The organism is Terriglobus aquaticus (genome assembly GCF_025685415.1).
Lineage (GTDB): Bacteria > Acidobacteriota > Terriglobia > Terriglobales > Acidobacteriaceae > Terriglobus > Terriglobus aquaticus.
Genome location: NZ_JAGSYB010000001.1, coordinates 3,996,518 through 4,022,452, shown reverse-complemented (window position 1 = coordinate 4,022,452; position 25,935 = coordinate 3,996,518). Strand labels below are relative to the sequence as shown.

At 63.9% G+C, this 25,935-nt stretch carries 22 protein-coding genes; 7 read left to right on the top strand and 15 right to left on the bottom strand.

The features are described 5' to 3' along the window. The first annotated feature begins 146 nt into the window (after positions 1-146). Complete coding sequence (locus tag OHL12_RS16665; RefSeq protein WP_263414944.1) at positions 147-1,586, top strand: porin; 1,440 nt, start codon at positions 147-149, stop codon at positions 1,584-1,586. 21 nt (positions 1,587-1,607) lie between these two features. On the opposite strand, the gene OHL12_RS16660 is transcribed toward OHL12_RS16665, so the two are convergent. Continuing rightward, positions 1,608-2,339 carry a hypothetical protein gene (locus OHL12_RS16660; protein ID WP_263414943.1) on the bottom strand — a complete coding sequence of 244 codons (732 nt, stop codon included), beginning with the start codon at positions 2,337-2,339 and terminating at the stop codon, positions 1,608-1,610. Between the two features lie 151 nt (positions 2,340-2,490). Continuing rightward, positions 2,491-4,293, bottom strand: a complete 1,803-nt coding sequence (locus OHL12_RS16655) for an amidase (RefSeq protein WP_263414942.1) — start codon at positions 4,291-4,293, stop codon at positions 2,491-2,493. 124 nt (positions 4,294-4,417) lie between these two features. Between OHL12_RS16655 and OHL12_RS16650 the strand changes: the two genes are divergently transcribed. Then, entirely contained in the window at positions 4,418-5,275 is an 858-nt protein-coding gene (locus OHL12_RS16650; RefSeq protein ID WP_263414941.1) for a rhamnogalacturonan acetylesterase, read from the top strand. 55 nt (positions 5,276-5,330) lie between these two features. Here the strand turns inward: OHL12_RS16650 and OHL12_RS16645 are convergent, their stop codons facing one another. Then, on the bottom strand, positions 5,331-6,395 hold the full coding sequence (locus OHL12_RS16645; RefSeq protein WP_263414940.1) for a hypothetical protein: 1,065 nt from the start codon (positions 6,393-6,395) through the stop codon (positions 5,331-5,333). Between the two features lie 183 nt (positions 6,396-6,578). Between OHL12_RS16645 and fabZ the strand changes: the two genes are divergently transcribed. Then, the gene (fabZ, locus tag OHL12_RS16640; RefSeq protein ID WP_344686801.1) at positions 6,579-7,196 is read left to right on the top strand and encodes a 3-hydroxyacyl-ACP dehydratase FabZ; all 618 of its coding nucleotides are present in this window, start codon (positions 6,579-6,581) and stop codon (positions 7,194-7,196) included. 2 nt (positions 7,197-7,198) lie between these two features. Beyond that, complete coding sequence (lpxA, locus tag OHL12_RS16635; RefSeq protein WP_263414939.1) at positions 7,199-7,984, top strand: acyl-ACP--UDP-N-acetylglucosamine O-acyltransferase; 786 nt, start codon at positions 7,199-7,201, stop codon at positions 7,982-7,984. A 39-nt stretch (positions 7,985-8,023) separates the two neighbouring features. On the opposite strand, the gene OHL12_RS16630 is transcribed toward lpxA, so the two are convergent. From OHL12_RS16630 to OHL12_RS16620, 3 genes are all read right to left on the bottom strand, one after another. Next, positions 8,024-8,566 carry a PEP-CTERM sorting domain-containing protein gene (locus tag OHL12_RS16630; RefSeq protein WP_263414938.1) on the bottom strand — a complete coding sequence of 181 codons (543 nt, stop codon included), beginning with the start codon at positions 8,564-8,566 and terminating at the stop codon, positions 8,024-8,026. 159 nt (positions 8,567-8,725) lie between these two features. Beyond that, positions 8,726-9,385: a hypothetical protein gene (locus OHL12_RS16625; protein WP_263414937.1), complete on the bottom strand. Its 660-nt coding sequence runs from the start codon at positions 9,383-9,385 to the stop codon at positions 8,726-8,728. Positions 9,386-9,481: 96 nt separating this feature from the next. Further along, a complete protein-coding gene (locus tag OHL12_RS16620) occupies positions 9,482-10,162 on the bottom strand; it encodes a hypothetical protein (RefSeq protein WP_263414936.1) in 681 nt (226 codons plus the stop codon). A 200-nt stretch (positions 10,163-10,362) separates the two neighbouring features. On the opposite strand from OHL12_RS16620, the gene OHL12_RS16615 reads away from it, so the two are divergent. Both OHL12_RS16615 and OHL12_RS16610 read left to right on the top strand, forming a co-directional pair. Then, positions 10,363-11,274, top strand: coding sequence for an LpxI family protein (locus OHL12_RS16615; protein ID WP_263415155.1), 912 nt, complete (start codon positions 10,363-10,365; stop codon positions 11,272-11,274). A gap of 282 nt (positions 11,275-11,556) precedes the next feature. Further along, positions 11,557-12,111 (top strand): peroxiredoxin, encoded by a 555-nt coding sequence (locus OHL12_RS16610; protein ID WP_263414935.1) that lies wholly within the window; start codon positions 11,557-11,559, stop codon positions 12,109-12,111. Between the two features lie 129 nt (positions 12,112-12,240). Here the strand turns inward: OHL12_RS16610 and OHL12_RS16605 are convergent, their stop codons facing one another. From OHL12_RS16605 to OHL12_RS16565, 9 genes are all read right to left on the bottom strand, one after another. Next, positions 12,241-13,617, bottom strand: a complete 1,377-nt coding sequence (locus OHL12_RS16605) for a hypothetical protein (RefSeq protein ID WP_263414934.1) — start codon at positions 13,615-13,617, stop codon at positions 12,241-12,243. A 384-nt stretch (positions 13,618-14,001) separates the two neighbouring features. Further along, complete coding sequence (locus OHL12_RS16600) at positions 14,002-16,017, bottom strand: lytic transglycosylase domain-containing protein (protein ID WP_263414933.1); 2,016 nt, start codon at positions 16,015-16,017, stop codon at positions 14,002-14,004. A 659-nt stretch (positions 16,018-16,676) separates the two neighbouring features. Further along, the gene (creD, locus tag OHL12_RS16595; protein ID WP_263414932.1) at positions 16,677-18,155 is read right to left on the bottom strand and encodes a cell envelope integrity protein CreD; all 1,479 of its coding nucleotides are present in this window, start codon (positions 18,153-18,155) and stop codon (positions 16,677-16,679) included. A 91-nt stretch (positions 18,156-18,246) separates the two neighbouring features. Beyond that, positions 18,247-18,636, bottom strand: a complete 390-nt coding sequence (locus OHL12_RS16590; protein WP_263414931.1) for a transcriptional regulator — start codon at positions 18,634-18,636, stop codon at positions 18,247-18,249. Next, complete coding sequence (locus OHL12_RS16585; protein ID WP_263414930.1) at positions 18,614-19,252, bottom strand: hypothetical protein; 639 nt, start codon at positions 19,250-19,252, stop codon at positions 18,614-18,616. Before OHL12_RS16585 ends, OHL12_RS16590 begins: the two co-directional genes overlap by 23 nt. Positions 19,253-19,416: 164 nt before the next feature. Continuing rightward, complete coding sequence (locus OHL12_RS16580; RefSeq protein ID WP_263414929.1) at positions 19,417-22,278, bottom strand: TonB-dependent receptor; 2,862 nt, start codon at positions 22,276-22,278, stop codon at positions 19,417-19,419. Between the two features lie 238 nt (positions 22,279-22,516). Further along, positions 22,517-22,924 carry a hypothetical protein gene (locus tag OHL12_RS16575; RefSeq protein WP_263414928.1) on the bottom strand — a complete coding sequence of 136 codons (408 nt, stop codon included), beginning with the start codon at positions 22,922-22,924 and terminating at the stop codon, positions 22,517-22,519. Between the two features lie 118 nt (positions 22,925-23,042). Continuing rightward, positions 23,043-23,381, bottom strand: a complete 339-nt coding sequence (locus OHL12_RS16570; RefSeq protein ID WP_263414927.1) for a hypothetical protein — start codon at positions 23,379-23,381, stop codon at positions 23,043-23,045. Continuing rightward, positions 23,378-24,322, bottom strand: coding sequence for a hypothetical protein (locus tag OHL12_RS16565; protein WP_263414926.1), 945 nt, complete (start codon positions 24,320-24,322; stop codon positions 23,378-23,380). Before OHL12_RS16565 ends, OHL12_RS16570 begins: the two co-directional genes overlap by 4 nt. 244 nt (positions 24,323-24,566) lie before the next feature. Between OHL12_RS16565 and OHL12_RS16560 the strand changes: the two genes are divergently transcribed. Further along, positions 24,567-25,835, top strand: coding sequence for a M48 family metalloprotease (locus OHL12_RS16560; RefSeq protein ID WP_263414925.1), 1,269 nt, complete (start codon positions 24,567-24,569; stop codon positions 25,833-25,835). Positions 25,836-25,935: the final 100 nt, after the last annotated feature.

The window sequence follows — 25,935 nt, the reverse complement described above, 5'->3', positions numbered from 1 at the left end:
TGCACCAACACTACTCTTCCGCATCTCCACCTGCATCAAGCGCGCGGAGCCTCTTTCCTCACCAGGCCACGATACGCAGCGTTCCCTGACGCATCCTTTTCGGCATCCTTATGCCTTCCTTACGCCCTGCTGCCTAGACTCGCACCATGCAACGCCTCGCGACCAGTCTTCTGACCGCGCTCTTCGCGTGCTCCCTCAATCTGGGAGCACAGCAGACCGCTGACAGCAATCAGCCCCAGCCGGTCGCACCGGCGAACCGCAACTTCATCCAGCGCCTCGCGGACGCCTACTGGTCCGACTGGCATCCCACTCCCGCCAGCGCTGACGCACCCGCACCCGCACCCGCGCGCCGAGGCTTTGACGGCCCGCTCGATTCGCCACCCTTCCCGTCCTCCGACTACTCCGTCGGCGGCACTCCAACGCTCGGCGCGCCCGACACGCAAACGTACCCGCTGATGGAAGCCATCAACCACAACCGCTCCCGCATCAAGATCTACGGTTGGCTCAACGGCGGCTTCAACGTCAGCACCTCCAACAAGGGCGACGGCGCCAACGCGCCCGCTGCCTATTACGTCAATCCAAACCGGCTCACTGCCGACCAGCAGGTGCTTTACATCGAACGCTTGCCCGACACCGTTCAGACCGACCACATCGACTGGGGCTTCCGCTTTGCCCAGCTCTACGGACAGGACTACCGCTACACCACGGCAAAAGGCATCTTCAGCCAGCAGCTCCTCAAGTTCAATCGCCAGAACGGGTACGACGCCGTCATGGCCTACGTCGACATCTACTTCCCCAAAGTCGCCGAAGGCATGAACGTCCGCATCGGCCGCTACATCTCGCTGCCCGACATCGAAGCGCAACTAGCACCCAACAACTACACCTATTCGCACTCGCTGCTCTACACCATCGATCCCTATACGCAGACCGGTATCGTCGCCTCCGTCAAGCTTTCGGACCACTGGCTCGTGCAGGCAGGCCTGTCCGGCGGCAACGACGTCGCCCTGTGGACGCCCGATGCCAAGCCAACCCTCACCGCCTGCGTCGACTACACCTGGAGCAAAGGCGGCGACGCGCTCTACACCTGCGCCAACAGCGTCAACGACGGCAAGTACGCCTACAACAACGTCCAGGGCTACTACGAAACCTGGTATCACCGCATCAATGCCAAATGGCACACCGACACTGAGACCTGGTACATGTACGAGCGGCAAGTGCCCAACATCGCCGGCAACGTCAGCAATCCCATCACCCCAGAGACCGGTGCCAACGGCGCATTCTGCTCCGCCAACGAACGCACCTGTTTCGCTCCCGAAGTCGCCGTCGTCAACTACGTCGAACACGAGTTCAGCCACACTCGCTATCTCTCCATCCGCAACGAGTTCCTTGACGACATCAAGGGCCAGCGCACCGGCTACACGACCAAGTACTCCGAACACCTCGTCAGCTTCGGTCAGTGGATCGGCTCGACCGTCCTCTTCCGTCCCGAACTTCGCCTCGAGCATTCGTACAACCTGGCCGCATACGATCTCGGCACCAAGAAGACCCAGTTCGTCGTCGCCGGCGACCTCACCTATCACTTCTAGCGTCGTGCGCTCAGCCGGCCGTCACGACTGCCGGATCGCGTCAGTCATCCAGTGCCACCATCCCCACTGCCCGGCGAGGTTTGCACACACCGTCGGGACGGCTGTCAGCGCCAGCGCAACGGGATACGGCGAGTAGATCCGCCCGGCCTTGCGCCGGTCGTCCACCATCAGCACCAGGTAGACCACGCACATCAACGCCATCGTCAGATTCACATTCAGCACAAAGTTGTGCCGGAATACGGGCATGATTGGCAAAGCGCGTGCCAAGGCCGGCGGCAGCAGTGTCACCACCGTGCAACTGATCCAGCGCGCATGCTCCTGCACACGTTTCCCCGTCGCAATCGCCATGCCCACATACAGCGGCAGTTCAATCAACGAAGCTACATCTAGAAACGCCAGATAGACCGCGATGAACGGCGGCAGTTCGTGCCCGCGCAGCATCCTGCGCACCATCAGACAGCCAACGACGATCATCGCCGGAATCAGCACAAACGCGCCCCATCGCCCCAGCGTGCGATGCAGCCGGAACTTCCCGCGCTGGTACAGAATCGGCTGCACGATCAGCAGCGCAATCCATCCACCCATCAGCGCTCCGTGGATGTGGTGCAGCAACGGCTCGGTGCGAATCACCGCGAAGTAGCTTCGCGCAAAGCCCACCCACGTAATCACAATCGCCAGCAGAAAGTACCACTGCGCGTGCGGATAGACCACGCCAGGCCGGGTCTTCGCAGGAATCAATACAGCAGTCGCCATCGTACGGCTCCTACAGTCACTGAACTTATGGGAACGGCAACATTCTGCCCACGGAGAGTTCCCCCTGCAAGCGAAATCGCACGGGCGCGGCCAGAAGCCATCCAGACGTTCCGGCCTCGCTCAACCCACCTCTGAGTGACGCCCCGCGACCTTACTGCTTGTACGGCCCTGCCGTCGTCAACCCACTCTCGACGAGCACAGGCGGCTTCCGCAGCTTCGTCGCCTGCTCAAACGCATACGCCCATCCCAGCAGATCGCCATCCCGCCACGGCCGCGCGCTGATCTCCAGCCCAAACGGGATCCCCGTCGGGTAATACCCTGCCGGCATCGCAATCGCCGGCACGCCAATGTTGTTCACCCAGCCTGTCTTCGAGTGTGGCCCGCCCGACAGCCTTCCATCCTGCGGCATCGTCTCGTCCGGCGGAGGCATCTGCGCCGTGGGATAGATCAACCCATCCAGGCGAAACCGGTCCAGCGCTTCCATGTACTGCTGCAGCATCGCCTCGCGCGGCCCAAAGTACTTTGCCTGCGCGTTTGGATCGTCCTTCAGCACAACCTGCGGTGGCAGGTTGCGGTACCGGTCCGCTCCACGTCGCGCGCCGTCCGTCGACGTTGGCGGCGGCGGTGGGGCATCCCCGCTCGCCGCATCGACCAGGTCATCCAGCGATCCGCTCACGCCCGTGAACACCGGCGGCAGCCTGTGTCCCGTCGCGGCCTTGTACTGGGAATCATCCTTGTACTCCGCCGGCCCATAGTTGCCCAACCACTGCATCGCTCCATCGCGCCGGTACGGCCCCGTCTCCACCTTCTTCTGCGCATCCAGAAACGATGCCGGCAGCAGATCCTTGTCGATCACCACCTCGGCACCGGCCTTGCGCAACAGGTCGATCGTGACCATCAGCATCGCCTTCGTCTCCGGCTGCAGCGGCGTCCCCTTCGGGTCAAAGATGATTGCCGGCACACCGAACCGCTTGCCCTTCAGCGCATCCGCCTTCAGGTACTGCGTATACGGCCCGGGCTGCGCCTTCGCCGCGCTTCCCTCCGTCTTGAAGTCCTGCGCGTCCTCGCCCGCCATCACGCCCAACGCAATCGCCGCGTCCGTCACGTTCCGCGCAATCGGCCCAGTGTTGTCCAGCAACCAATCCAGCGGCGCAATGCCCGCAATCGACACCAGCCCGCGCGTCGGAAACACACCCACCACGCTGCTCGTCCCCGCCACCATGCGAATGCTGTTACCTGTGTCCGTGCCCGTGCCCAGCATCGCCTCATTCTCGGTCACCGCCGTCACCGTTCCGCCGCTCGACCCGCCCGGCGAGAACCGCACGTCATACGCATTCCCCGTCCGGCCAAACACCGTCGACCGGTTCGTATCGCTCGCCGCGAAGTCCGGCATGTTCGTAATGCCGAGGATCACCGCGCCGGCAGCCCGCAGCTTCGCCACCACCGTCGCATCCTTGCCCGCTACAAACTCATGCCCCGGAATCGCGAACCCCGCCCATCCATCCGTATCCGGCAAGCCGTGCACGGCGGTGTTGGCCTTGATCACGATCGGCACGCCCCACAGCGCTCCATGCGCGCCGCCCCGCTCCGCATCCTCTGCACGAGCCCGTTGCAGAGCACCTTCCACGTCCACCGTCTGCACGCTGCGATACACGCCGTTGTAGCGCGCAATCCGGTCCAGGTACCACCGCGTCACCTGCTCCACCGTGTAGCGCCGCTTCGCGTACATCGCCTGCAAGCGCGGCACATCCACTTCCATCAGGTCGCGATCCATCTTCGCCCGCAGCTTCGCATCCATCCGCGGCACATCGGTCCGCAAGCGAATCGGAAACGCATCCGGCATCGGCACCGTCACCGGCGAGCTCGTCACGGCAGGCACCTGCGCGCTCATGCAACACGAAACCGCCAGCGCAGCGGCAACTCCGCTGCCCATCCAACGCAAGAAAGAAGGCATGCTCCAGATTGAAGCACGAACTTGCCCTCAAACGAATGCGCAAGGCTCGAACGCTCCGCCCTAACCCCCCTCAGCGCATTCGGAAACATTGTCCAATGTGAAACAGACCTGCTACCCTCACCGCGTGATCGCTCCGCGCCTGCTGCTCGCCCTGCCTCTCGCATTCACGCTCACCTGCTACGCGCAAACGCAGACACCCGCCGCGCCCAACGTCACGCCGCCCGAAACTCCCACCCAATCCAACCTGCCCAAGGACCCGCCGCTCAACCCTGCGCTGCCCACGCTCTTCATCGTCGGCGACTCCACCGCGCGCAACGGCGCCGACCTCGGCTGGGGCGATCACTTCGCCCCGCTCGTCGACACCGCCCGCATCAACGTAGCCAATCGCGCCCGCGCCGGCCGCTCCTCCCGCACCTACATCAACGAGGGCTGGTGGCAAAAGGTCCTCGCCGAAATAAAGCCGGGCGACACCCTGCTTCTGCAAATGGGCCACAACGATGGAGGCGACCTCGGCGGAGCCAAGCCGCGCGGCACCCTCAAAGGCATCGGCGACGAAACGAAAGACGTGCCGCAAACCGCAGGCCCGCTCGCCGGCCAGACCGAAACCGTACACACCTTCGGCTGGTACCTGCGCCAGATGATCGATCAGGCCAAGGCCAAAGGCGTTCACCCCATCCTGCTCACGCTCACCGTCCGCAACATCTGGACACCCGGCCCCGACGGCAAGCCTCACATCGAGCGCGACATGGGCTACACCGCCCCGATCGACCAGGTCGCCGCACAGGAGCACATCCCCGTCGTCGACCTCTCCACCATCGAAGCCGACCGCCTGCAGGCGCTAGGCCCTGACGCAACCGCCCCGCTTTTCCCGAAGGACCACACTCACTCCAGTGCCGAAGGCGCAACCCTCATCGCGCACGACGTAGCCACCGCCATCCGCAACGCGCACCTGCCGATCGCTAGCTACCTGAAACCCGAATAGTGTCGATCTCTACACGCGCACACTGCCAAGCCTTCCGGCAGGCAAAACGCCGCGCCTAATTCCCCGCAGCAGCGAGTGCCACAACCGCCGTATCCGCCCGCGTCACCGCGACCGCCGGCGACGTCACTTCGTCACTGATCTCAAACACCGGCGCATCTTTGGGCAGCTTCATGCGCCCGCCGGTCAGGTAGCCCGCCGCCGCAACCATCGCGATGTGCGGCGTCAGCACCACCATCGGCACAATGTACTTCTTGCTGCGCACCAGCGACTCTTCCACGCCATCCACGTTATGGCTGCGCGGCAGCGATCCCGGTACCTGCTCGATCACAAACGTCGTCAGCTTCAACTCCGGATGCTTCGCCGAATACTTCATCAGCGACTTCGCGGCCTGCTTCGGCGTCATCATCCCCACGTCCGCCACAAAGCTCCGATGGACCGCGCCCGGAAAGTACGTGTTCAGCACCACACGCGAAAAATCCGCGCAGTTGTGAAAGAACAGGTTGAAGTGGGAGACGTTGCGGCGGTCGTTGAACAGCGCTACCAGCCGCTCATCCTGCTCCGTCGTCGTCTCCACTTCAAAGCCGTGAATCTTGCGGTCATACGACGACCCAACCAACTGGATCCACTCCCCGCCCGGCGCTGACCCATCCTCCTCCGCCGGCGCCAGCTCCTGCAGATGTTCGCGCCAGTACTTCTCGCGCAACTCCACTTCCAGCGGCTCCGTCATTGCTGTCGGCACGTCCTGCATCCGGTCCACCGCGTACAGATACGGAATCAGCGGCATCGCCAGCCAGTCGTCGCCATGCACCTTGTGGTACCGGCTGATCACCACGCCATGCTCGCCCGGCCCACACATCCGCAGGTGCGTCGGCGTGTCGGCGCACACGCGATCCAGGTACACCGCCGCATGCCCCGTCGGATTGAACGCTCCAAACTCTCCGAACGGCTCTTCCATCAGCAACGCCGCCGAAGCCCAGCACCGTCCCGCGCCCAGCACAAACATCGCCAACACCAGCAGGCTCAGCAAGCCAGGGCGGCGCGCTTGGCCGGCACGGTCACGCCGCACCGCATTCGCAGCAAACCACCGCCGTTCCACGCGTTGTGAAAGCAAGAAGCGCATAAGTCCGTCGTAACAACGTGATCCTGTGACTTACGAATTCAGACGTCATTTCGCCACAAGAGTTGTGTCGAAGATTGCGATGTCGTGGTACGGCGCTGCTGCACTCCCCGCCACCTCCCACCCGCATTCCCCGTTCCCGCGCCGCATCCAACTTCGCCGTTGCGCCTCTATACTTGGCTAGTCATGCCAGACCCAAGCCCGACCTCCATCGACATCCAGCAGATCATGCGGCTTTTGCCGCACCGCTACCCGTTCCTGCTCATCGACCGCGTTCTGGAAGTCGAGCCGCGCCAACGCATCGTCTGCCTCAAAAACGTCACCGCCAACGAGCCGCAGTTCACCGGTCATTTCCCGGACTACCCGCTCATGCCCGGCGTGCTCATCATTGAGGCGATCGCTCAGGCCGGCGGCGCGCTCCTGCTCAACGAGATCCCCGATCGCGACGGCAAGCTCATGGTCTTCACCGGCATCGACGGCGCCAAGTTCCGCAAGCCCGTCACCCCCGGCGACCAGCTCATCATCGAAGTCTCCGTCCTCAACTGGCGCTCCACTGCCGTCAAGATGAAGGGCACCGCCAAGGTCGACGGCAAGCTCGCCTGCGAAGCCACCGTCATGTGCCAGCTCGTCCCACGTCCCGGCAACACAGCAGCATCAACCCCCAGCAGCACTGCTCCAGTTGCCCAGAGCTCGGCTGCAAGCAGCGCCATCGCTTCGTCGGCCTCCCTTGCGCCCGCGACCGGCGAAGCCTGCCGCCCGGATCCGCTTGCCGTTTCAGAAGCAGACACCGAGGCCGCCGTCTAGCCATGCCCATCCATCCGTCCAGCATCGTCGCGCCGGGCGCCGTTATCCCAGACTCCTGCACCGTCGGCCCCTTCTGCACCATCGGTCCCAACGTCGTGCTCGGCGAACGCTGCGAACTCGTCAGCCACGTCGTGCTCGACGGCCATCTCACCCTCGGCGACGACAACCGGATCTTCCCCTTCACCTCGCTCGGCATCAGCCCGCAGGACCTGAAGTACAACAACGAGCCGACAAAGCTCACCATCGGCCATCGCAACACCATCCGCGAATCCGTCACCATCAGTCGCGGGACCGTCGGCGGCGGCGGCGAGACCACCGTCGGCTCCGACTGTCTCATCATGGCCTACGTCCACATCGGCCACGACTCGCACATCGGCAACGGCTGCATCCTGCCCAACGGCGCCACGCTCGCCGGCCACGTCACCGTGGAGGACTTCGCCGTCCTCAGCGCCAACGCGCCCATTCACCAGTACTGCACGGTCGGCGCCTACGCGTACCTGGGCGGTGGCACCACCATCACGCAGGACGTGTTGCCCTACTCGCTCACCAGCGTCCGCCGCGAAAACCGCGCCTTCGGCATCAACAAGGTCGGCCTCGAACGCCGCGGCTTCACCCCCGAAGAGATCAAGCAGCTTCGCGCCGCCTACCGCCTGCTCCAGGCCAGCAAGCTCAACACAACCGACGCCCTCGCCGCCATCCAGCAGCGCATCGACTCCGGCGAGTTTGGCCCCCGCGTCGCCTACCTAGCGAACTTCATTGCCAAATCCGAGCGCGGCGTCATCAAGTAGCACCGCGCAGGAATTGCACCTCTCAAATCTGCGCTGCCGTCAGATCCTCGCGCGAACTCGCCGCCACAGGCCCGCCGCCATGCCGACAACTCCAGTGCCCAGCAGCAACAGGCTGTCCGGCTCCGGTGTTGCCTGAGGCGACAGCGTCAGCGTCTGGAACCTCTCCCGTGCAAAGAGCGCATTTCCGGTCAGGTCATAGTCCTGGAAGTAGCTGGGCGCCGTTCCAGCGCACATCGTACTCAACGCACAGAACGCTCCACCAGCGCCTGACTGCAGCACACTGTCCGGGATCTCCAGGTACAGGTCATACGCCAGCCCGACCGAGAACACATCGATATGGAAGATGCCGCTGTAATCCAGGTTCTCACCCAGATAACTCGGGATCGTGAACGAATAACTTCCGTCGGTGATCGTTCCTGTCACCCGGCCCACGTCCTGGTACTGCGGCAGGTACACCAGCGTTCCTTGGAACGTGCCCACGCCGTCTTCCAGCGTCCCGTAAACGTTGTAAGTCGTATCCGCATACGCCCGGCCGCAGCCAAGCAGCAGAAACAGCAATGGCAGCAAAAGCACGCGACGCATGAGCACTCTCCTGGGAGCACCGCCAGCGTAGGGCTTTTTGCGCTTCGGAAATTCCGACCGTAAACGGAACCTGCTGTAGATAGCCGTCGCCGCCCAGAACAGCAAAACCGATCTGCGTCTCCCGAGCCTTGGAACTCAAGTACTGCGAAAGAACGCCTACTACGGCACCGACACAATCTTGCTGGCGTTCACTGACATGCTGGTGCCCTCCCCAGTGCTGTCCGGGGTAAACGTAATCGGCACATCAAAGTGCTTGCCGCACGAGTGAACCGTCCACGTCTCGGTCCAGCTTGCCTTCGGGTCCTCACTCGGCGTCCCGCTCGCCAGGTGCGTGTGCACCACATCCACCGGGCAGTGGTCGTGCGTATAGACCGCGGCCGCCGCATTCACCTGCAGCATCGTGTCGTGCTCCAGCAGCGGTCCGGCCCAGCCATCCCCTGGCAGCAGCGGCTGTATCCCGCCCTCACCGTTGCGCAGAACGATCAGTGCACGATATTCCCGCGCCTCTCCGCAGGCTTTGCCCGGCACCTTTTCTTCCCATTGCACGCCATCCGCCTGACCGCTCGGCAGCATCATTCCATGCCGCAACACGCGAGCGCTCGACGCGGACCAATCCAGGTCCACCTGCTTGCACTGCGTGCTCAGCCCTGCTTCGTAGTTCACGAAGTTCCGCTGCAACGCCTGCCGAAATCCCGGCAAAACACGATTCTTCTGGATCACCACCGCAACTGGATCGGCAGTTTGGGTCTGCGCCAGCGCAGCAGCCCCCTGCAAGCCGGCCGCGCAACACGCCAGCACAAACACACCAGCAACTCTCATGCGCGTGTAGATGCGTAACCTGCGCCAGAAATCGCTTGAATAACCCGGGTTTGCTGCGATTCGTCGAACGGCACTGCCGCTGAACGGCGCGCCTGCCTAGTTCAGCTTGGCCATCGTCACCGTGTTGGCGAACGTAATCTTCGACGGCTCAATATCAATGTCCGTGCCCTTCGAAGCCTGCGGTGTGAACTGCACCGGCACCTGCATCTGCCGTCCGCACGCGGTCACCGTCCACATCTCGCTCCATGGCTCGCGGCCATCCACCACGCCACTCGCCCGCAGCCGCGTATCCACCACATCGATCTGGCACGTCGCGTGAGCCTGCAGTGTCGATCGCACCGCCGCCTTCACCGCGTCCTGAGCCTCCGGCAAATCGGGCGACGACAGGCCATCGCCCGGCAGCATCCCTTTCACGGAACCCTTGCCACCCTCGATCGACACGCGAACGCGGTACAACCGCGAACGTCCGCACGCCACACCCGGCACGCGCTCTTCCCACGCCACACGCACCAGCTTGCCGTCCGCATCGCGCTCCGGCGCGCCCGCGTACACAAACGTCGCCTCGGTCCACCGTTCGCTCACCTGCGTGCAGTGCGTGGACAGGCCAGCCTCAAACGCGCGAAACGAAGCGTCCGCCACTCGCTGGAACTGCTCATTGCCGCGGTATGCATTGATCATGTCCGTGCTATTCGTCGGCGCAGCCGCAAACATCGGCGCACCCAAGAGTCCCAAACTGCACGCTGCAAACAACAACGTCTTGCGAAGCCTAACGAACATGGCTGAATTCCTGCGAACGTAATCAATACCGCTTTTGTGGATGCCTCAGTTTAGGACAGGGCACCCATCCCTGAATGTCGCCTAATGGCAACAACTCCACGATCTCCACAGCCCTACTCCGCGAATCCAACCACCACAAACCACCCACCAACATCAGCAGAGCAACCGAGCGGACGCAGTACCCTAACTCTCAGCACCCCATGCCGAACCCAGCACCCGCTCCGCACCTCCCTCAGAACACCCTCGGCCTCATCGCCGGCAACGGCCGTTTCCCCTTCCTTCTCCTCGACGCCGCCCGCGCCCACGGCCTCACCGTCGTTGTCGCCGCCATCCGCGAAGAAACCGACCCCGAGATCAACGACCGCGCCGCCCGCGACCCGCAGATCCGCGTCCACTGGCTCTCCCTCGGCGAACTCTCCCGCCTCATCGAAACCTTCCAGCAAGAGGGCGTTACCCGCGCCGTCATGGCCGGCCAGGTCAAGCACAAGCAGATCTTCTCCAGCATCCGCCCCGACTGGCGCCTCGCCAAGCTTCTCCTCAGCCTTCGCACCCGCTCCACCGACATGCTGCTCGGCGCCGTCGCCAAGGTTCTCGGCGACGAAGGCATCCAGCTCATCAGCTCTACCAGCTACCTCGAGCCTCTGCTCGCCAAACCCGGCGTCCTCACCGCGCGCGCTCCCTCGCCACAGGAGGAGCAGGACATCGCCTACGGCCGCACCGTCGCAAAGGGCATCGCCGCCTTCGACCTCGGCCAGACCGTCGTCGTCGCGGCCGGCGCCTGCGTCGCGGTCGAAGCCATGGAAGGAACCGACGCCGCCATCCTCCGCGCCGGCGACCTCATGCGCACGCTCGATGCCGACGACACCGCCACCGATACCGGCTCCGCCGGCGGCAGCGCCCTCCAGCGCTCGCTCACCGTCGTCAAAGTCGCCAAGCCCAACCAGGACATGCGCTTCGACGTCCCCGTCATCGGCCTCGCCACCGTCCAGACCATGCAGCGCGCGGCCGCCACCTGCCTCGCCCTCGAAGCCGGCCGCACCCTCATCTTCGACGAGCCCGCCGTCTGCGCCGCCGCCGACGCCGCCGGCATCGCCATCGTAGCCCTCGACTAGGCAGCCTCACTCGCTCCCGGGCTCAGTCGAACGCGCCCCGCTCCTCTCGAGCACGCGGCAGAATGTATCCCGCCCCGATGAGGATCGCCAACAGCACTGCGATCAGTGTCAACATCAGACTCACCATTTCAGCGTCATCGGCATGAAGCCGTTGGCAATGAGGGCCATATCTGTCTCGAAACGAATCGCTGACGCGCTTACCGGCTGCTGCCTATCCAATACCCCGGTGAATTGCGGCATCGTTGACTTGCCGACTCGCTACGCCGCTGTTCTACTACTCGCATGCAACGCATCGCGCTCTGGTCCACGCTCGCTCTCGCCTTGATCGCCTGCCTTTTCACAGCGCGATACGCCATGGCCGCCGCCTCGGACGGTCTGCTCGAACCCGGCGCCTCCGCCCCCGGCTTCACCCTGCCCTCGCAGGAAGACAAGCAGGTCTCCCTGGCCGACTACAAAGGCAAGTGGGTGGTCCTGTACTTCTACCCCAAGGACATGACCAGCGGCTGCACCCTGGAAGCTCACAACTTCCAGCGCGACCAGGCCAAGTTCGACGCCCTGCACGCCGCCATCCTCGGCGTCTCGCTCGACACCGCCGACTCGCACAAGGCCTTCTGCACCAAGGAAAACCTCACTTTCAAGCTGCTCGCCGATCCCGACCACAAAGTCGTCGACGAATACCACGTGCCGGTCAAATCCATGGGCCCCATGCACTTCGCCGCCCGCGTCACCTATCTCATCTCGCCCGCTGGCAAAGTGGTCAAGGTCTGGCCTGACGTGAAGGTGCAGAACCACAGCGAAGAAGTCCTCGCCGCCATCCAGTCCGCCCAGAAGGCATAGCTCCTTACAGCAATATCCACACCACAGACGTGAAAAGGCCCGGTTCCAGGGACCGGGCCTTTTCACTTGCCTGAATCACTCCGGACGCTCTCGCATCCGTGTTGCCTTTGAAACGGTGCTACAGCCGACCTACTTCGACGCCTTCTTCGCGGTGGTCTTCTTCGCCGCTGTCTTGGTCGTCGTAGCCTTCTTCGCCGAGGTCTTCTTGGCGGAGGTCTTGGATGCGCTCTTCGCTGCGGTCTTGCTCGCCGTGCCTTTGGTCGCCGTCTTCTTCGCGGCTGCCTTGGTTGCGGTCTTCTTCGCAGGGGTCTTGGTCGTCGTGGCCTTCTTGGCTACGGTCTTCTTGGCGGATGTTGCCTTCTTGGTTGCCAACGTAGTACCTCGTTGTGTGGATTTGGCTGCCTTGCTGCCGGCTGCCTTGCTGCTACCGCGAGCTGCCGTTACCGGCTTCGTTGTGGCAGACTTCTTCGCACCCTTCGCTCCGTTCCGCGACGTTGCCTTCGCCGAACTCTTCTGAGCGGTCTTGCTGGGTGCAACCTTCTTCGCAGGCGACTTCACTGCGGAACTCTTCTTGGCCGCCTTTGCGGGAGCTTTCGCTGCAACCTTCTTGGCAGGCACTGACTTCTTCGCTGGAACTTTCTTCGCCGCGACCTTCTTCGCTGGCGCTTTCTTCGCTGCAGCTTTCGCCGGGCTCTTGGCCGCCGTCTTCTTCGCTGGCGCTGCCTGGCTCTTCGCCGCAACCGCCTTCTTCGGCGTCACCCTTGCGCTCGTCTTGGCCGTTGCCGGACGTCCCGCCGCGTTCGCGTTGTACTCCGCCGGAACCTCTTCGGTCTCATCCTCGGCAGACGCCGCATCCCCGCTCGGCTCGCCCTCTACTTCGATCGCGCCCGCAAACGCGACCGCCTCTTCCAAACCCTCTTCCACATCGCCCGACTCAGTATCGTCATCGTCGGTGTCCACGTCGTCTGAGGCGGCAGCTTCCGCCTCAGAGTCCTCGTCGTCCTCACCGCCCTGCGATTCGCTGAACGCCGCCGCATCCGTCAGTTCAACCTCAGCGGGGTTCTGCTCCGGCTCACTCGACTCCGTATCCGGCGGCGTGTACGGGTCCACCTGCGAAGACGGCGACGCATACAGCGTCGCCTGCTCCGCATGATGCTCGCCATGCAGCATGGAATCGTTGCCGGTTCCATCCAGCTTCGACGCGCCCTTCGCGTCTACATCGTCATCGTCTTCATCGTCGTCATCCAGGTCGTCTTCCTCGTCGTCCAGGGTGTCGTCGTCTTCGTCCTCATCATCCAGGTCGTCGTCATCCTCATCGTCGGATGTCGAGACCTCTTCGTCCTCGTCGTCGTCCTCGTCGTCGAGATCATCCTCGTCGTCTAGATCGTCGTCGTCGTCCTCATCCTCTTCTTCGTCGTCCGTGTCCTCGTCTTCTTCTTCGTCGTAGTCCTCGTCCTCATCCTGTGGAGCGGCGTACAGCTTCAGGTTTTCATCCTCGTACAGCATTGGAACCCTCCTGCTTGCGATGCCCCATAGGATGCAACAAAACGACAATGCGACCGGCACGTGCAACGGGAAACAGCGAAGCCTCCGTCGCTCGGCTCATCCCTCTGTGTGTTTTCAGCAGATACGATTTGCAATCGCTCACCGTGCGTCACATCGCACTGCACAACGATTCATCGACCCTGTTGCAACACAGCACTATGGTGCACCGCGCATTGTGCAATGGCAAGCACAACTTTGCTGGCTCCGAAGAATTTTCCCGGCTAGGGAAGCGCACAAGAGCATCGCACCGAAAACGCATCTTCAAACTGCATTCAATCGCAACTCAAAGAGCAAACGCCGCGTGAGACCGATCCTGTCTCACGCGGCGTTTTCTTCTGTCCTCGACTATCGCCGACGCTTGTGACCGGCAGCCGCTCCACTGCGCGATGACGATCCACCTCTCGCAACAGCGCTCGTCCGCCCACCACGTGCAGCGCCTCTTGAAGCCGCTCCGCTGCGTGCACGTCCGGACGACGGCGCCGCGTACCCACGCACCGCTCGTCCGCCGCCGCTCGCTCGTCCGCCGCCGCTCGCTCGTCCGCCGCCGCTCGCTCGTCCACCGCGTGCACTGGCATACCGGCCACCCGCATAGGCTCGCGCTGCGCCCGCCCGTCCACGTCCGTATGCTCCACGTCCGTATGCGCCACGTCCGACGCGACCGCGCCGCACGCTCACATGCGACCGCGCCGCCGGAGCCAGTCGCACCGGCTCGCTCACATACAGCGTCGCTCCCGGAGCCACATCGCTCGCCGCCAACTGGTTCCAACGCTGCAGCTCTTCGGCCGTCACGTTAAACCGGTCCGCAATCGTCACCAGCGTGTCGCCCCGCTGCACCGTGTACTCCAGCGGCCGTGTCGAAGGCGCCGTCGCCGAGTACACCGGGATCACCAGTTCATCGCCCTCGTCCACCGGGTCCGTATCTGCCAGGTCATTCGCCACGCGAATATCGTGCGTCGTCACCTTAAACAGTTGCGCCACCTGGTCCAGCGTCTCGCCCGCCCGCATCTCGTGGAAGCGCCACGTGGCTCGCTTGTCCAGTGGAATCGCCGCAATCCGTTTGGTGAACTCGTCCGCCGTTCCCTTCGGCAGGCGCAGGTCATAGTGAATGCCTGCCGGCGTGCTCAAACGCAGCAGCGCGGGGTTCAACTGCACAATCATCGCCAGCGTCGAATCCGTCACATCCGCCGCCAGTCGCAGGTCCATCGCGTAGTCCACCGGCACGGTATCTTCTTCCAGCGGCTTCTCCGCCATCACGTCTTCCAGGCCGTACTTCGCCGGATTCTTTGCCATAATGACCGCCGCCAGGATCTTCGGAACGTAATCCGCCGTCTCCCGCGGCAGCGCATTGCGCCGCAACAGCTGCCAGTAGTCCGCATAGCCCGTCCGCATCACGGCCTTCTGAATGTTGCCCGGACCCCAGTCGTACCCCGCCATCGCCAGATACCAGTCGCCAAACTGGTTGTAGAGCGACTTGATGTACCGCGCATACGCCCGCGAACTCTTCACCGGATCGAACCGCTCATCGAAGTAGCCGTTGCGCTGCAGACCGTACGCACCCTGGAACGGCATGAACTGCCACATGCCGCCCGCACCGCTCTTCGCGTTCACCACCTGCAACTGGAAGCCCGATTCCGCCACCGCCAGGTACAGCAGATCCTGCGGCACACCCTCTTCCTTCAGCACCTGCTGAATCATCTGCCGATACGGCGCAGCCCTCTTCAGCGACGCGCGCATGTGCGCCGTAAACGACCTCGAGTTCGCAAACGCGTTGATGTAGCCTGCAACCTGGTCGTTGATCACCAGCGGCAGGTCCGACGTCGTATTCAGCTCGCTGCTCAGCCGCGCCACCAGCGCCGGGTCCGGCGGAAAGGTCAGGTCCGCCACACTCTCTAGCGGCGTCTCTTCTTCGGGAGGACTGAAGCCGTTCCCCTGCTTCAGCGCGTCCATCTCCAGCGCGTTCACCGCGTTCACTGTCCGCTCAAACTCATCGTTCAGCGTCTGGTCGGCCTTGATGTCGATGCCGCTCGTGAGCATCAGGTCCACGGCAAAATCAAAGTCCAGCCGCGCTGCGTCCAGCCGCCCTGCCCGATAATTCTGCACACCGCTGTTGTAGTGGCTGTCCACCTGCTGCATCAGCGCCTGCACCTTGCGCTGCTGCGCCTCACTGGTCTGCGGTCCGCCCGCACTCGCGTTCGCCGCGCTCGCACCCGCTGTGTTCGGCAGCGCCGGCGCGGTCGCCTGTGGCCCTGGCTTGCTGTTCGTTGCGGCGGTGTTCGCGTCCGGACATCCGGTCAAACACACCACTCCCAGCAGCGGCACTGCCAGAAAGCAACGGGAGGCAGAAACGGCCCGACGGCCCATGCGATTCCACACCCCTCCATTCTAGCGAGACTCCCTTGCCAACCACACCGCCCGGCCTGCCCACCTGCCCCCTACGCGCCAAAGGTACTTCCCCAAACGGGTCATGCGTTGTCCCCGGATTGGCCAATCCCACCACGCCCTCGTGCAATGGAAAGCCTCGCCGCAATGCCCGATTCTGATCCTGCAAGCGGGACCGAACGGTTCGCCCGCGATGAAAGAGAGCAACTCCCCCATGCATGAACTCCTCGCCGGCCTCGCCTTCGTCCTTATGATCCTCAGCCCGTCGCTGGTCGCCACGCGCTGCGCATCGCTCGAATCCAACTCCTAGCCCGCTTCCTCGGAACCTAGCTCGGCCTTCTCGCAACCAGCCCGGCCCGCGCCACAACCGCAGACCGGCCCCTAAAGACCCACATCATCCCCCCGCGCAGATCTCCCCTCCGCGCACCCCGCCTTCCAGCTCAGCACCATTCCCTCCTGCTCGGCGACGAGACGTCTCGCTCCCCACGAGTCTTCCGTCGCTCCCGCCCCCTCCCGCCCTGCAGATTTGGCCTTTTCTGGAAGGTCAACATCGTCCCGCACTTCGCACTCTTGTTCTCTCCTCATAGGCTTGGGTACTTCCAGCAGCAGCTCCAGCCTCGTCAGCTTGCCTCGTGCCATAGCTACGCTCCGGTCTGCATATCGGCAGAGTGACTGCCCTGCGTTGCACGGGCGCTCTCGCCGCCATACCAGTCCAGCCCGCGTGTCCAGAACATCGCCGCCGCGATCGCCGCAAAGCTCCCCAGCGCTCCCAGCAGCAGGGCGTTGTCCTCCATACGCAACAGGCCATAGATCATCGCGTACAGCGCGCTAAAGATGACCAGCGCCCGCCATCTCTCCCGCTCGCTGCGGAACACCCATCCGGCGTTCAGTCCGAGCAGCAGCACCGTCGCCACTCCGCCCAACAGAAATCCCAGATCGAACCCGATCCTCTCTGCGAACGACAGCAGCAGCAAATAAAACACCAGTTGCGCAACGCCCACCAGAACGTATTGCGCCACATGCACCGGGCGCCCCGCCGTCACCTCAAACAGGAAGTAGGAAAGAAACACAAGAGCCAGGAACAACGGCGCATACTTCAGCGCCCGCTCCACCGACTGGTAGGCATCCGCTACCTCCACCAGCTCCGTCGTCATCGCGGTCTCGCCCAGTGTTCCCATCGCTGTCACGTCCACCACACCGCCCAGGGTGCGCGCCATGGACGGCACAGACCATCTCGCCGCAAAACCACGCTTCGTCACACTGCGCTCCTGCGGCAGCACCGGTCCCGTGAAGCCCGGGTCGGCCCAGTTCCCCTGCATCGTGACTGCGGTCGTTCGCCCATACGCCAGCAACGTCACCCGCTCCGCACCGCTGAAGTTCAACCGCGCCTTCACCTGAAACGCTCCGCTGCTCTGCAGGTGCGCGGCGTTCACGCCCAGCACCGTTAACGCGCGCGCATTGCCACCCACCAGCCCTCGCGCGTTCTCTGCGGGCGCGTCGATCGCCAGGACATGCTGCAGTTCGATCGGGCCCAGTCGCGCCGGCCCATCTTTTGTCTCCAGCACACCATCGCTGAGTGCCGCCCTTGCATTGCTAACGCCGATCGCAATCGCTGCTCGCGACCAGTCTGCCGTTGCATGTGCGGGCAGCACAGCCCGCAGGTCCTCCGGCTGGAAATCGCTCTCCAACGTCACTTCGCTCCGAATCACAGGCACTCGATACAAAGACCGCCGACGCTCTTCCGCCTGCACCACCACGTCTGCCTTGCCCACGGAGGGTGCAAACACGAACACACTTTCCCGCGCCGGCTGTTTCGGGTCGGCATTCGGCTCCGTGTACGGCACCAGTACCACAGGTCCCAGGAACATCTGCGGGCCACCCGCCTCCGCGCTCAGTTCCTGCCGCACACTCGCTGCTCGCGTACTGCGATCCTCCGTCAGCCACGCCACAAACAGCGCCATCAAGCTCATGAGCAACGCCAGGCCGCACACCACCAGGAACTTCAGCCCCCGCGAAATCGCATCCAAGCGAGGCCCAACTCCGAACGAGCCGCCTGGCATGCCCGCAGCTCCTTGCGGCCCTGGCATCGAGCCCTGTCCACCCCATACTGGACTTCCCATCCACCCTCCTCCTGCCCTCCACTCACTTTGCATTGCAAAGTGAATGCCCCGAAAAGAGGCGGCACCATCGCGCCGCCTCGTCCCTGTTTCCCTAACCGCGCGCGAAGCCCAGCTTCCGCCCGGTCGCCTCCGCCGCCGCATCCTTCACCACCTGCTCCAGCGTCTTCAGGTAGCTCACATACCGCTTCTTCCCCTCCGGCGTCACCTTAACCACGGTCTGCGGACGGTTCCCGCTCTCACCCTTCTCCTGCACCACCAGCCCGTCCCCTTCCAGAATCCCGAGGTGCCGGCTCAGGTTGCCGTCCGTCAACGAACACATCGTCTTCAGCTCGTTCCATGTCAGACCCTTGCGATTCGTCACCAGCGCCGTCAGCACACCCAAACGGGCCCGCTCGTGGATCACGCGATCCAACCCCTCATACGCGAACCGCCCGTCCTCGCCGGTCCGCGCCTCCTGCTCACTCCGCTTCTTCAAAGCCATCTCCATCCTCCTCGTCCAGTACCTTGCCCGCCGTCCACAACACGCCCGCGATCCACATCTGCCCCGCAAAGAACGCGAAGCCCATCGTCCACGGCGACAGCGCCCTCGCGTCACCCAGCCCCAGCGACAACAGCCCCGTCAGCAGATACCACGCTCCCGCCGTCGCAATCAGCTTCGGCAAAAACCGGCACGACGCAAAAATGCCCAAGCTGAACAGCACCATCCACAACCCCGGCATCATCCACAGTTGCGCCGCGGCGCACCGCGCCAGCACCAGCGTCACCAGCGATCCCGCGACCAGCACCGGCGCAAACTGCTGCACCGCCATCCCGATCATCACGTCGCTCAGCCCCGAGTGCAGCCTCCGGCTCCGCGTCCACATCGTCACGCCCGCCAGCACCACCGAGCACGCCGCAGTCCCAACCCAAACGGCGAAGTAGCCTCTCGGATCTGCCATCGGCTCTGGCACCAGCAACGCCTGCAACAGCGCTCCCACCACCGCCAGCACCGCCGTTCCCGCCAGCGCCGCCGGGCCGTACCCTCGAAACTCCGTCGCGCCCGCCACCTGCCGGCGAATGCTCTGAATATCTCCCAACGCCCGGTGCAACTCACCCATCCGTCTCACCCCGACTTGACTTCACTTTGCATTGCAAAGCGCCAATGGAAATCACTTTACATTGCAAAGTGAGCGGACGCAACAGCAAAAAGGCCGGAACCGGCAAAGGAAAAGCGGTGACCGCAAGGCCACCGCTCTCTTCCGCAGACTTGCCTCCACGCCCTCTAGAACCGGTACCGCACCCCAACCTCCAGGTTCCGCGCATCGTCCACCGCCGTCGCCGCCCCAAACTGCGGGTTCGTCGACGGCCGGTCAACCCGCCCCGTCCCAAACGTCGTGTTCGGCACCATGTCGTTCCGGTGATTGCCCAGGTTGAAGCTTTGGATCGCAAAGTTCAGGCTCTGCCGCTCGCCCCAGCTCACCGTTCGCGACAGCCGCGCATCCACCCGAACATAGTCGAATCCAACGCCCGTGTTCCGCGGCAGCACCGCCCCCTTCAGCGCAAACGCACACGCCTGCGTCCCATAAAACGCCGCCACGCAAGGCCGCGCCGCCGTCTGCTGCAGCGTATTCGCACCTGTGACCAGCGTGAACGGCAACCGCGACGTGTACTGCAGAATCCCGCCCAGCTCCCATCCACCCAGCCAATCCCGGCGCGCCATGTTCGTATGAACGCTCGCGTTCGCCGTTAGCCTGTGCCTCTGGTCATCGTCGCTGCGCCCGCGATCCACGCTGAAATCGAAGTTGTTCACCGGCGCGCTAAAGAAGAACTCGCTCACGTTATCCAGCGCCTTCGACCACACATACGACACGCGTCCTTGCATGAACTTACCCGCACCGCGCAGGCTCACCTCCAGCCCGTCAAAGCCCGAGTTCCACCGCGTGTCATACGGCTTGATGTTCCCGCGCGTCGGGTCTGGCCGCGTCCCATCCGGCCGAATGTTCGTGTTGTATTGCCCCAGCAAATGCACGCCGCGCACATGCTGGTAGCTCACTCCCAGCACCAGCCCCGCCGGCAGCACCTGCTCCACGCCCGCGCTCGCCTGCGTCGAATACGGCAGCGCCAGCCCTCGGTTCATCAGCGTGTAGTTGATCACCGCATTCGCCGGCGGAGCACTCGCCACGCTCGGAAACACCGGCGCTCCTGGCGTAGTCGGTGAATAGGTATAGCTCAGCAGCCGCGACTGCGCCGGGTCCGTCGTGTTCCGCGAAAACAGTAGCGCATTCGCCGACGCCCGCAACGGGATACGGTCGTAAAAAATGCCGCCACTCGCCCGCACGACCGTGCCCTCGCGCGGCGACCATGCCAGCCCCACTCGCGGCGAAACATTATTCGTATCCGTGCGGATCGTCTCAATCCACTGCAGGTCCCACCGCACGCCGAGGTTCAGCGTCAGCTTCCGCGCCGCCCTCCACTCATCCTGCGCATACACGCCCAAATTCGGATTGCCTTGCGTAATCACGCCGTTGCCAAAGCTCTGCGTGTACCCGCCCACGTTGTACTGCCCGCTCTGAAACGCCGCCAGCGAGGCAAACGTGTACGACCCGCGGATCGCCTGCGGAAACGTAATCGTATCCTCATGCACCAGCAGATCCGCACCAGCCTTAAACGCATGCGCTCCACGCTCCAGCACGAAGTTCTGCACCAGCTCGCCCATGTCATCCGCGCGCCCGATCGGTGAAAAGCTGTAGCGCCCAAAGTTCGCCACACCACTAACCACCACCGCCGGGCTCTCCACGTTCGGCGGCGCGTTCAGCACATCATGCACATACTGCGCGCGCGTCTCGCTCCACGTGCGCGCACCCAGCGGAATCTCTGCGCTCACCGCCGCCGTCTGGTTGTCATCCGTCAGCGCCGTACCGTAGCTCACATCCGCAATCCCGCCAGCTCCACGCACATTCGCCCCGCGCAGCGAATACGTATTCCACCGCGCACTCAGCCGTCCATCGTTCCGCAACGCCCGGTCCACCCGCACCAGCGCCACATCGGTATGCACCGTCGTCGGATACAACGTGCTCCCACCACTCGCCACGGCCAGTCGCGGCCCGGCATACCCCACGGCATTCAGCCGCGCATTGATCGCCGCCGCGTTCGCCCCCGCAATGGTCAGCACGCCCGCCGTGTTCAGCCGCCGCCCTTCATAGTTGCCAAACACAAACGTGCGCCCACGCTGCACCGGTCCGCCAATACTCGCACCCGCCTGAACCTGCGTCAGCGGCAGCGTCGACCGGCTCAACGCGTTCGCCGCGTTCAACACACGGTTCCTCAAGAGACCGAACGCAGTTCCATGCCAGGCATCGCCGCCCGACCGCGTCAGCACGTTCACATACCCGCCCAGAGCGCGGCCAAACTCGGCTTGCCCACCGCTCGTCACCACCTGCACTTCCTGCACCGCATCCTGGCTGTACAGGTTGCCGGCCAGGCCGCTCGCATCGTCGTTCGCGCTCAACCCATCCACCAGCACGCTGTTGCTGAAGTTGCGCTGGCTGTTCACGCTGTATCCCTGCCCCACCACGCTCGCCGTCTCGGCAAACGTCTGCGTACTCGCCGTATTAGTCGAACTCACACCCGGCGTCAGCAGCGTCGCATCCAGGTAGTTGCGGCCCTGAAAAGGGATCGCCTCAAACTCCCGCCGCGCAACCACCTCGCTCTGCTGCGACCGGTTCGTCTCCAGCGTCACCGCATCCGCTTGCACCGCCACGGTCGACGCGGTCTCCACGCCGCCCATCCGCAGCGTCACACCCACCGACGCTCCCACCGCCAGCGTCACCCGCTGCTCCGCCGCCGCCATCCCGGCACCACCCCGCGCAGTCATCTCCGCGCGCAACAGGTACCGCCCCGGCGGCAGGTACGGCATGCGGAACCGGCCCGCGCCATCCGCCTCCACACGAGTCACCACGCCCGTCTCGTCCTGCAGGGCGGTCACCGCCGCACCCGCCACCCGAGCCCCCGCCGGATCCACCACCTCGCCCGTAACCGACGCAGCCGTCACCGCCTGCTGCGCGAACGCAACACCACAGCAGCACAGAGCCAAACACACCGGCACCGCCGCTCCGCGCAGCCCACCCCAAACCTTGCCTTGCATACAGAAATCCTCGCGGCAAACCACCGCGCGCAGAACTCACATTAGGAAGAGAGTCACCGCAAATGCCCGCTGAGGCTAAAAGTTCCTATCAGCCGCCCGTGCACTCGAACTGGACCACCGTCCGACCGCAGAACGCAACGCACAACAACTTAGCTGACGAACTAACCCGCTGACTTGCCGACTCGCTGACTTGCCAAACCCGCGGACTAGCTGACCGGCCAACCCGCTGACTCGCTGACTAGCTGCTTCTCGGAGGCCCACGTTTCCCGCGCGACCGCTCCCGCGCCACGCGCCACCGCGACTCCGTCTGCGCCTGCACCGCCGGATGCGACACAATCCCCGCATACCACCGCAGCGAAGCCGCCGTCCCCAGGTCCTGCTGCACATGCGTCTGCGTCAGCATCGCGCACCGGTAGGGGCAAGCCTCACCCGCCGCACGCATCTGCTTCACACCACGCTTTGCGTCCCCATCCGCCGCACCGGCCAACACCTTGGCCGCGTCTTCGGCAGACATCGCACAGTGGTGCTTCCCCGCCCGCCGGCAGCAAGCCGGCAACCCCGCATCGTCCTGCCCCGCCGCCAGCAACGGCAACGCGCTCGGCAACCCGAACACCAGCAGCAACACGATCGCGAGAATCTTGCGCAAGCACTCCTATTCCAACACAACACTCGTCCCGCCACCACGCAGGCGCTTCGACTACCGTGCAACTAGCGTTTCGCAAACGATCGCGCCTCGCCCTACCCAACCGCCACAAACGCTCGTTCTACCCCAGCACCTTTGCCGCAATCTTCACGCCCACGCCAACTGCTTGTGTCAGCGTATTCAGCACCTTCACAATGTCGCCCAGCTGCGTTTCAATCTGCTGCAACTGCCTCGTGCTCACTGCCGCACTCGCCTCAAATTGCTGCAGCGCGGCATCGTCCTCCTGGAACTTCCGATTCACGCAGTCATCGAAGTTCTGTCTCAGGGCGTAGTACTGCTCCCACACCGAGTTACGCTCCGTGTCATCGTGGCAAGCCGCAAGCATCATGCTCAGGTGCTGCGTTGCCGCGGTATACATCGCCTGCACCGCACCGATCGCGGCACTCCCCGTTGTGCTCATAGACTCGCCCCCGACAACGTCTGCAGCTCCGCAACCCAGGCCTTTACCGTATCCACCTGCAGCGGCGGAATCCGTACCCGCATCGGCCCGCCCTTCGCCACCGTATCCACGCGAGCCGCCACCCGGCGCAGCGCCTCGCTCATGGCCTCCGTTGCGTCCACACTTCCCTGGGTCAGCCGGGCCAGCCTGCGATTCACCTGCGCCTCCAGGTCCTCGCGCCCTGCCATCTTCAGCGCCGGCGTTGTGATCTCCGGCTCCAAACCAAACGGCTGCAACGAGCTGCGGTACTCTCCCGCAACCGAAACCTGGTCCGCCTCAATCAACGCCACCGCATTCGCCGCCGCACCCGTGTAGAAATCCGTCGTTACCGCCTCGTACGCCGCCTTCTCCGAATCGAAAAAGCTGCACAACGCCACCAGCACCGGCTGCAGCGATCGCGCCGCCTTGCGCTCATCGCGCGCCCGCAATCCGTTCACCAGGGACGTCACCGCCACCTGCAAACCTTTCTGCACCTCGGTGTTGTCCGCGATTAGCTGCAGTCCTACCGCATCTTGCCGCAACTGTTCCGCCGACTTCGCCGCCTCGCTCGCAGCATCCGAGTTGGCGATCTCTCCAAACAACTGCGCCAGTCTCGTCACATCCCGCGCCAGCGCTTCGCGCTTGATCAACTCCGCGCGACGCACCGCCAGCCGCTCGTCACTCGCGGGGTCCGGCGGCCCATGCAGCAGCATCCTCTGCGCCCTCCGCACCTCCACCGTCTTCTCCGTCAATCTCTCCAGCGCCGCGTAATACCCCCGCATCGCCTGCGACGTCACGGCCATCTGCTCCGCCGCCGCCACGGCATCTTCCTGCGTCCGGCAGCCCTGCAGGCAGAGCAACAGCAGCATCGGCAAGAAGACCAGCGCCCTCCGCCTGCGATCCCAAGCCCCCAACCGCTTCATGCATCCTCCGCGCAGCTCGCCACGTGAACAGCAGCCTAGGCAGCACTCCTTCCCTCGTCAAGCACAACCTTCGCCTGCATCCACTCGCCCAATCGGTGGACCTGCGGCGCCGGCGCCCGTGCCGTCTCTCCCACTCGCCACCGTTGTCTCCTGCAACCCTGTGTCGGTATGAACAGCAGTCTGCTCGTGCGGCTCACCAGATTGGGCATTGTGTCTTGCTGCCCTGCTTCATACACTGCGCATCATGCGTGCTCGATCCACAGTTCCGGCGCTTGTTGCCCTACTTACACCTTTGCTCTCGGCACAAGCCGGCCCAGTCATCAGTGGCTTCGTCACAAAACCCGGAGCTGCGGAATACCAGGTCAATGCCGCCAGTGTCCTCTGCGATCCCGTCACCACGAAGGAGCGAGTCGAACGCAAAGGCGAAGCAGTCGGCAATCACCTCTGCCCCATGCGCATCCTCGGAGAGAGCGTTTCCGTCTTCGGTCAGAAGGATAAGAAAGCGGGCGTCATTCACGCGACCGAAGTAGAGCACGATGAGATCACGGACATCGCGGTAGAAGGGTTCGCCCTCATCGACAAAGTGATCGCCCCACCCACTGCTTCCTCCGGCACCGTGAGGGCAGACGGTCTTCCGCTCACCATCGTTCCGACGACTAAGCTCACGTTCGCTCAAGGCAGTAATCTGACCATCGATCGCGTTTCCACCAACACCTGGGTCCGCTACACCGGCACACTCCATCCGGATGGCACCGTCACCGCGGCGTCTTTGCTCTTCTCGCCTAACCTCATCGGCTCCTACGAAGGCAAGCTCCGCACCAAAACAGATTTCGACCCTTCCGCCGTCAAAGAAGAGGATCGACAGAGTAGCGCCAGCCGCCTCTTCCTGGGCCCGAAGGGCAAGCACATCCCTGCCTCTCACAATCAGGCCGCTCAGGACCGGATTACCGCAATTGGCCGGAAGCTTATCCCGGCGTACCAGCGCAACCTGCCCGACTCTGACCCGACCAAGATCGATTTCCGCTTCCAGCTCGTTGACGATCCCAAACTCCACTTCACACTCTCTGAGCCAAGCGGCGTCATCCAGATCCCCGAGTCGTTTCCCGAAACACTCACCGACGACTCCCAGCTTGCAGCGGTCCTCGCCGGGGCCATTGCGGAAGTCCTCGAAAAGCAGGCTCTGCGAGCAATTCCCGGCAACTACGGCCGGTCCGCCGTCAACTTGGTCGGCAACGCCGCAGGCTTCCTCGTGCCGGGGCTGGGTTTTGCAACCTCCATGGTCACTGCAAAGAGCGCCAGCATCGCCGAACACCATCGCCTGCAGCAGGTCGCCCGCACCAGCCTCGCTTACATGCACGACGCTGGCTTCGACATCGCACAGGCGCCCACCGCCTGGTGGCGGCTCGCCGACAAGAAATCCAGAGGCCTCGCGGAAACGCAAATGCCCTACATCACCCAGGCCCTCTACCAGACCCTCGCCGCAGCCCACCGTCCATCCGACCCCTCGAACTAAAAACCTTGAGTGACGAGCCCGCGACGACTCACACTAGCAGGCGATCGGCACGTGCGCTGCCCCTCTTAGCCTACTCCCCAGGTTCACCGAACCCGCACGA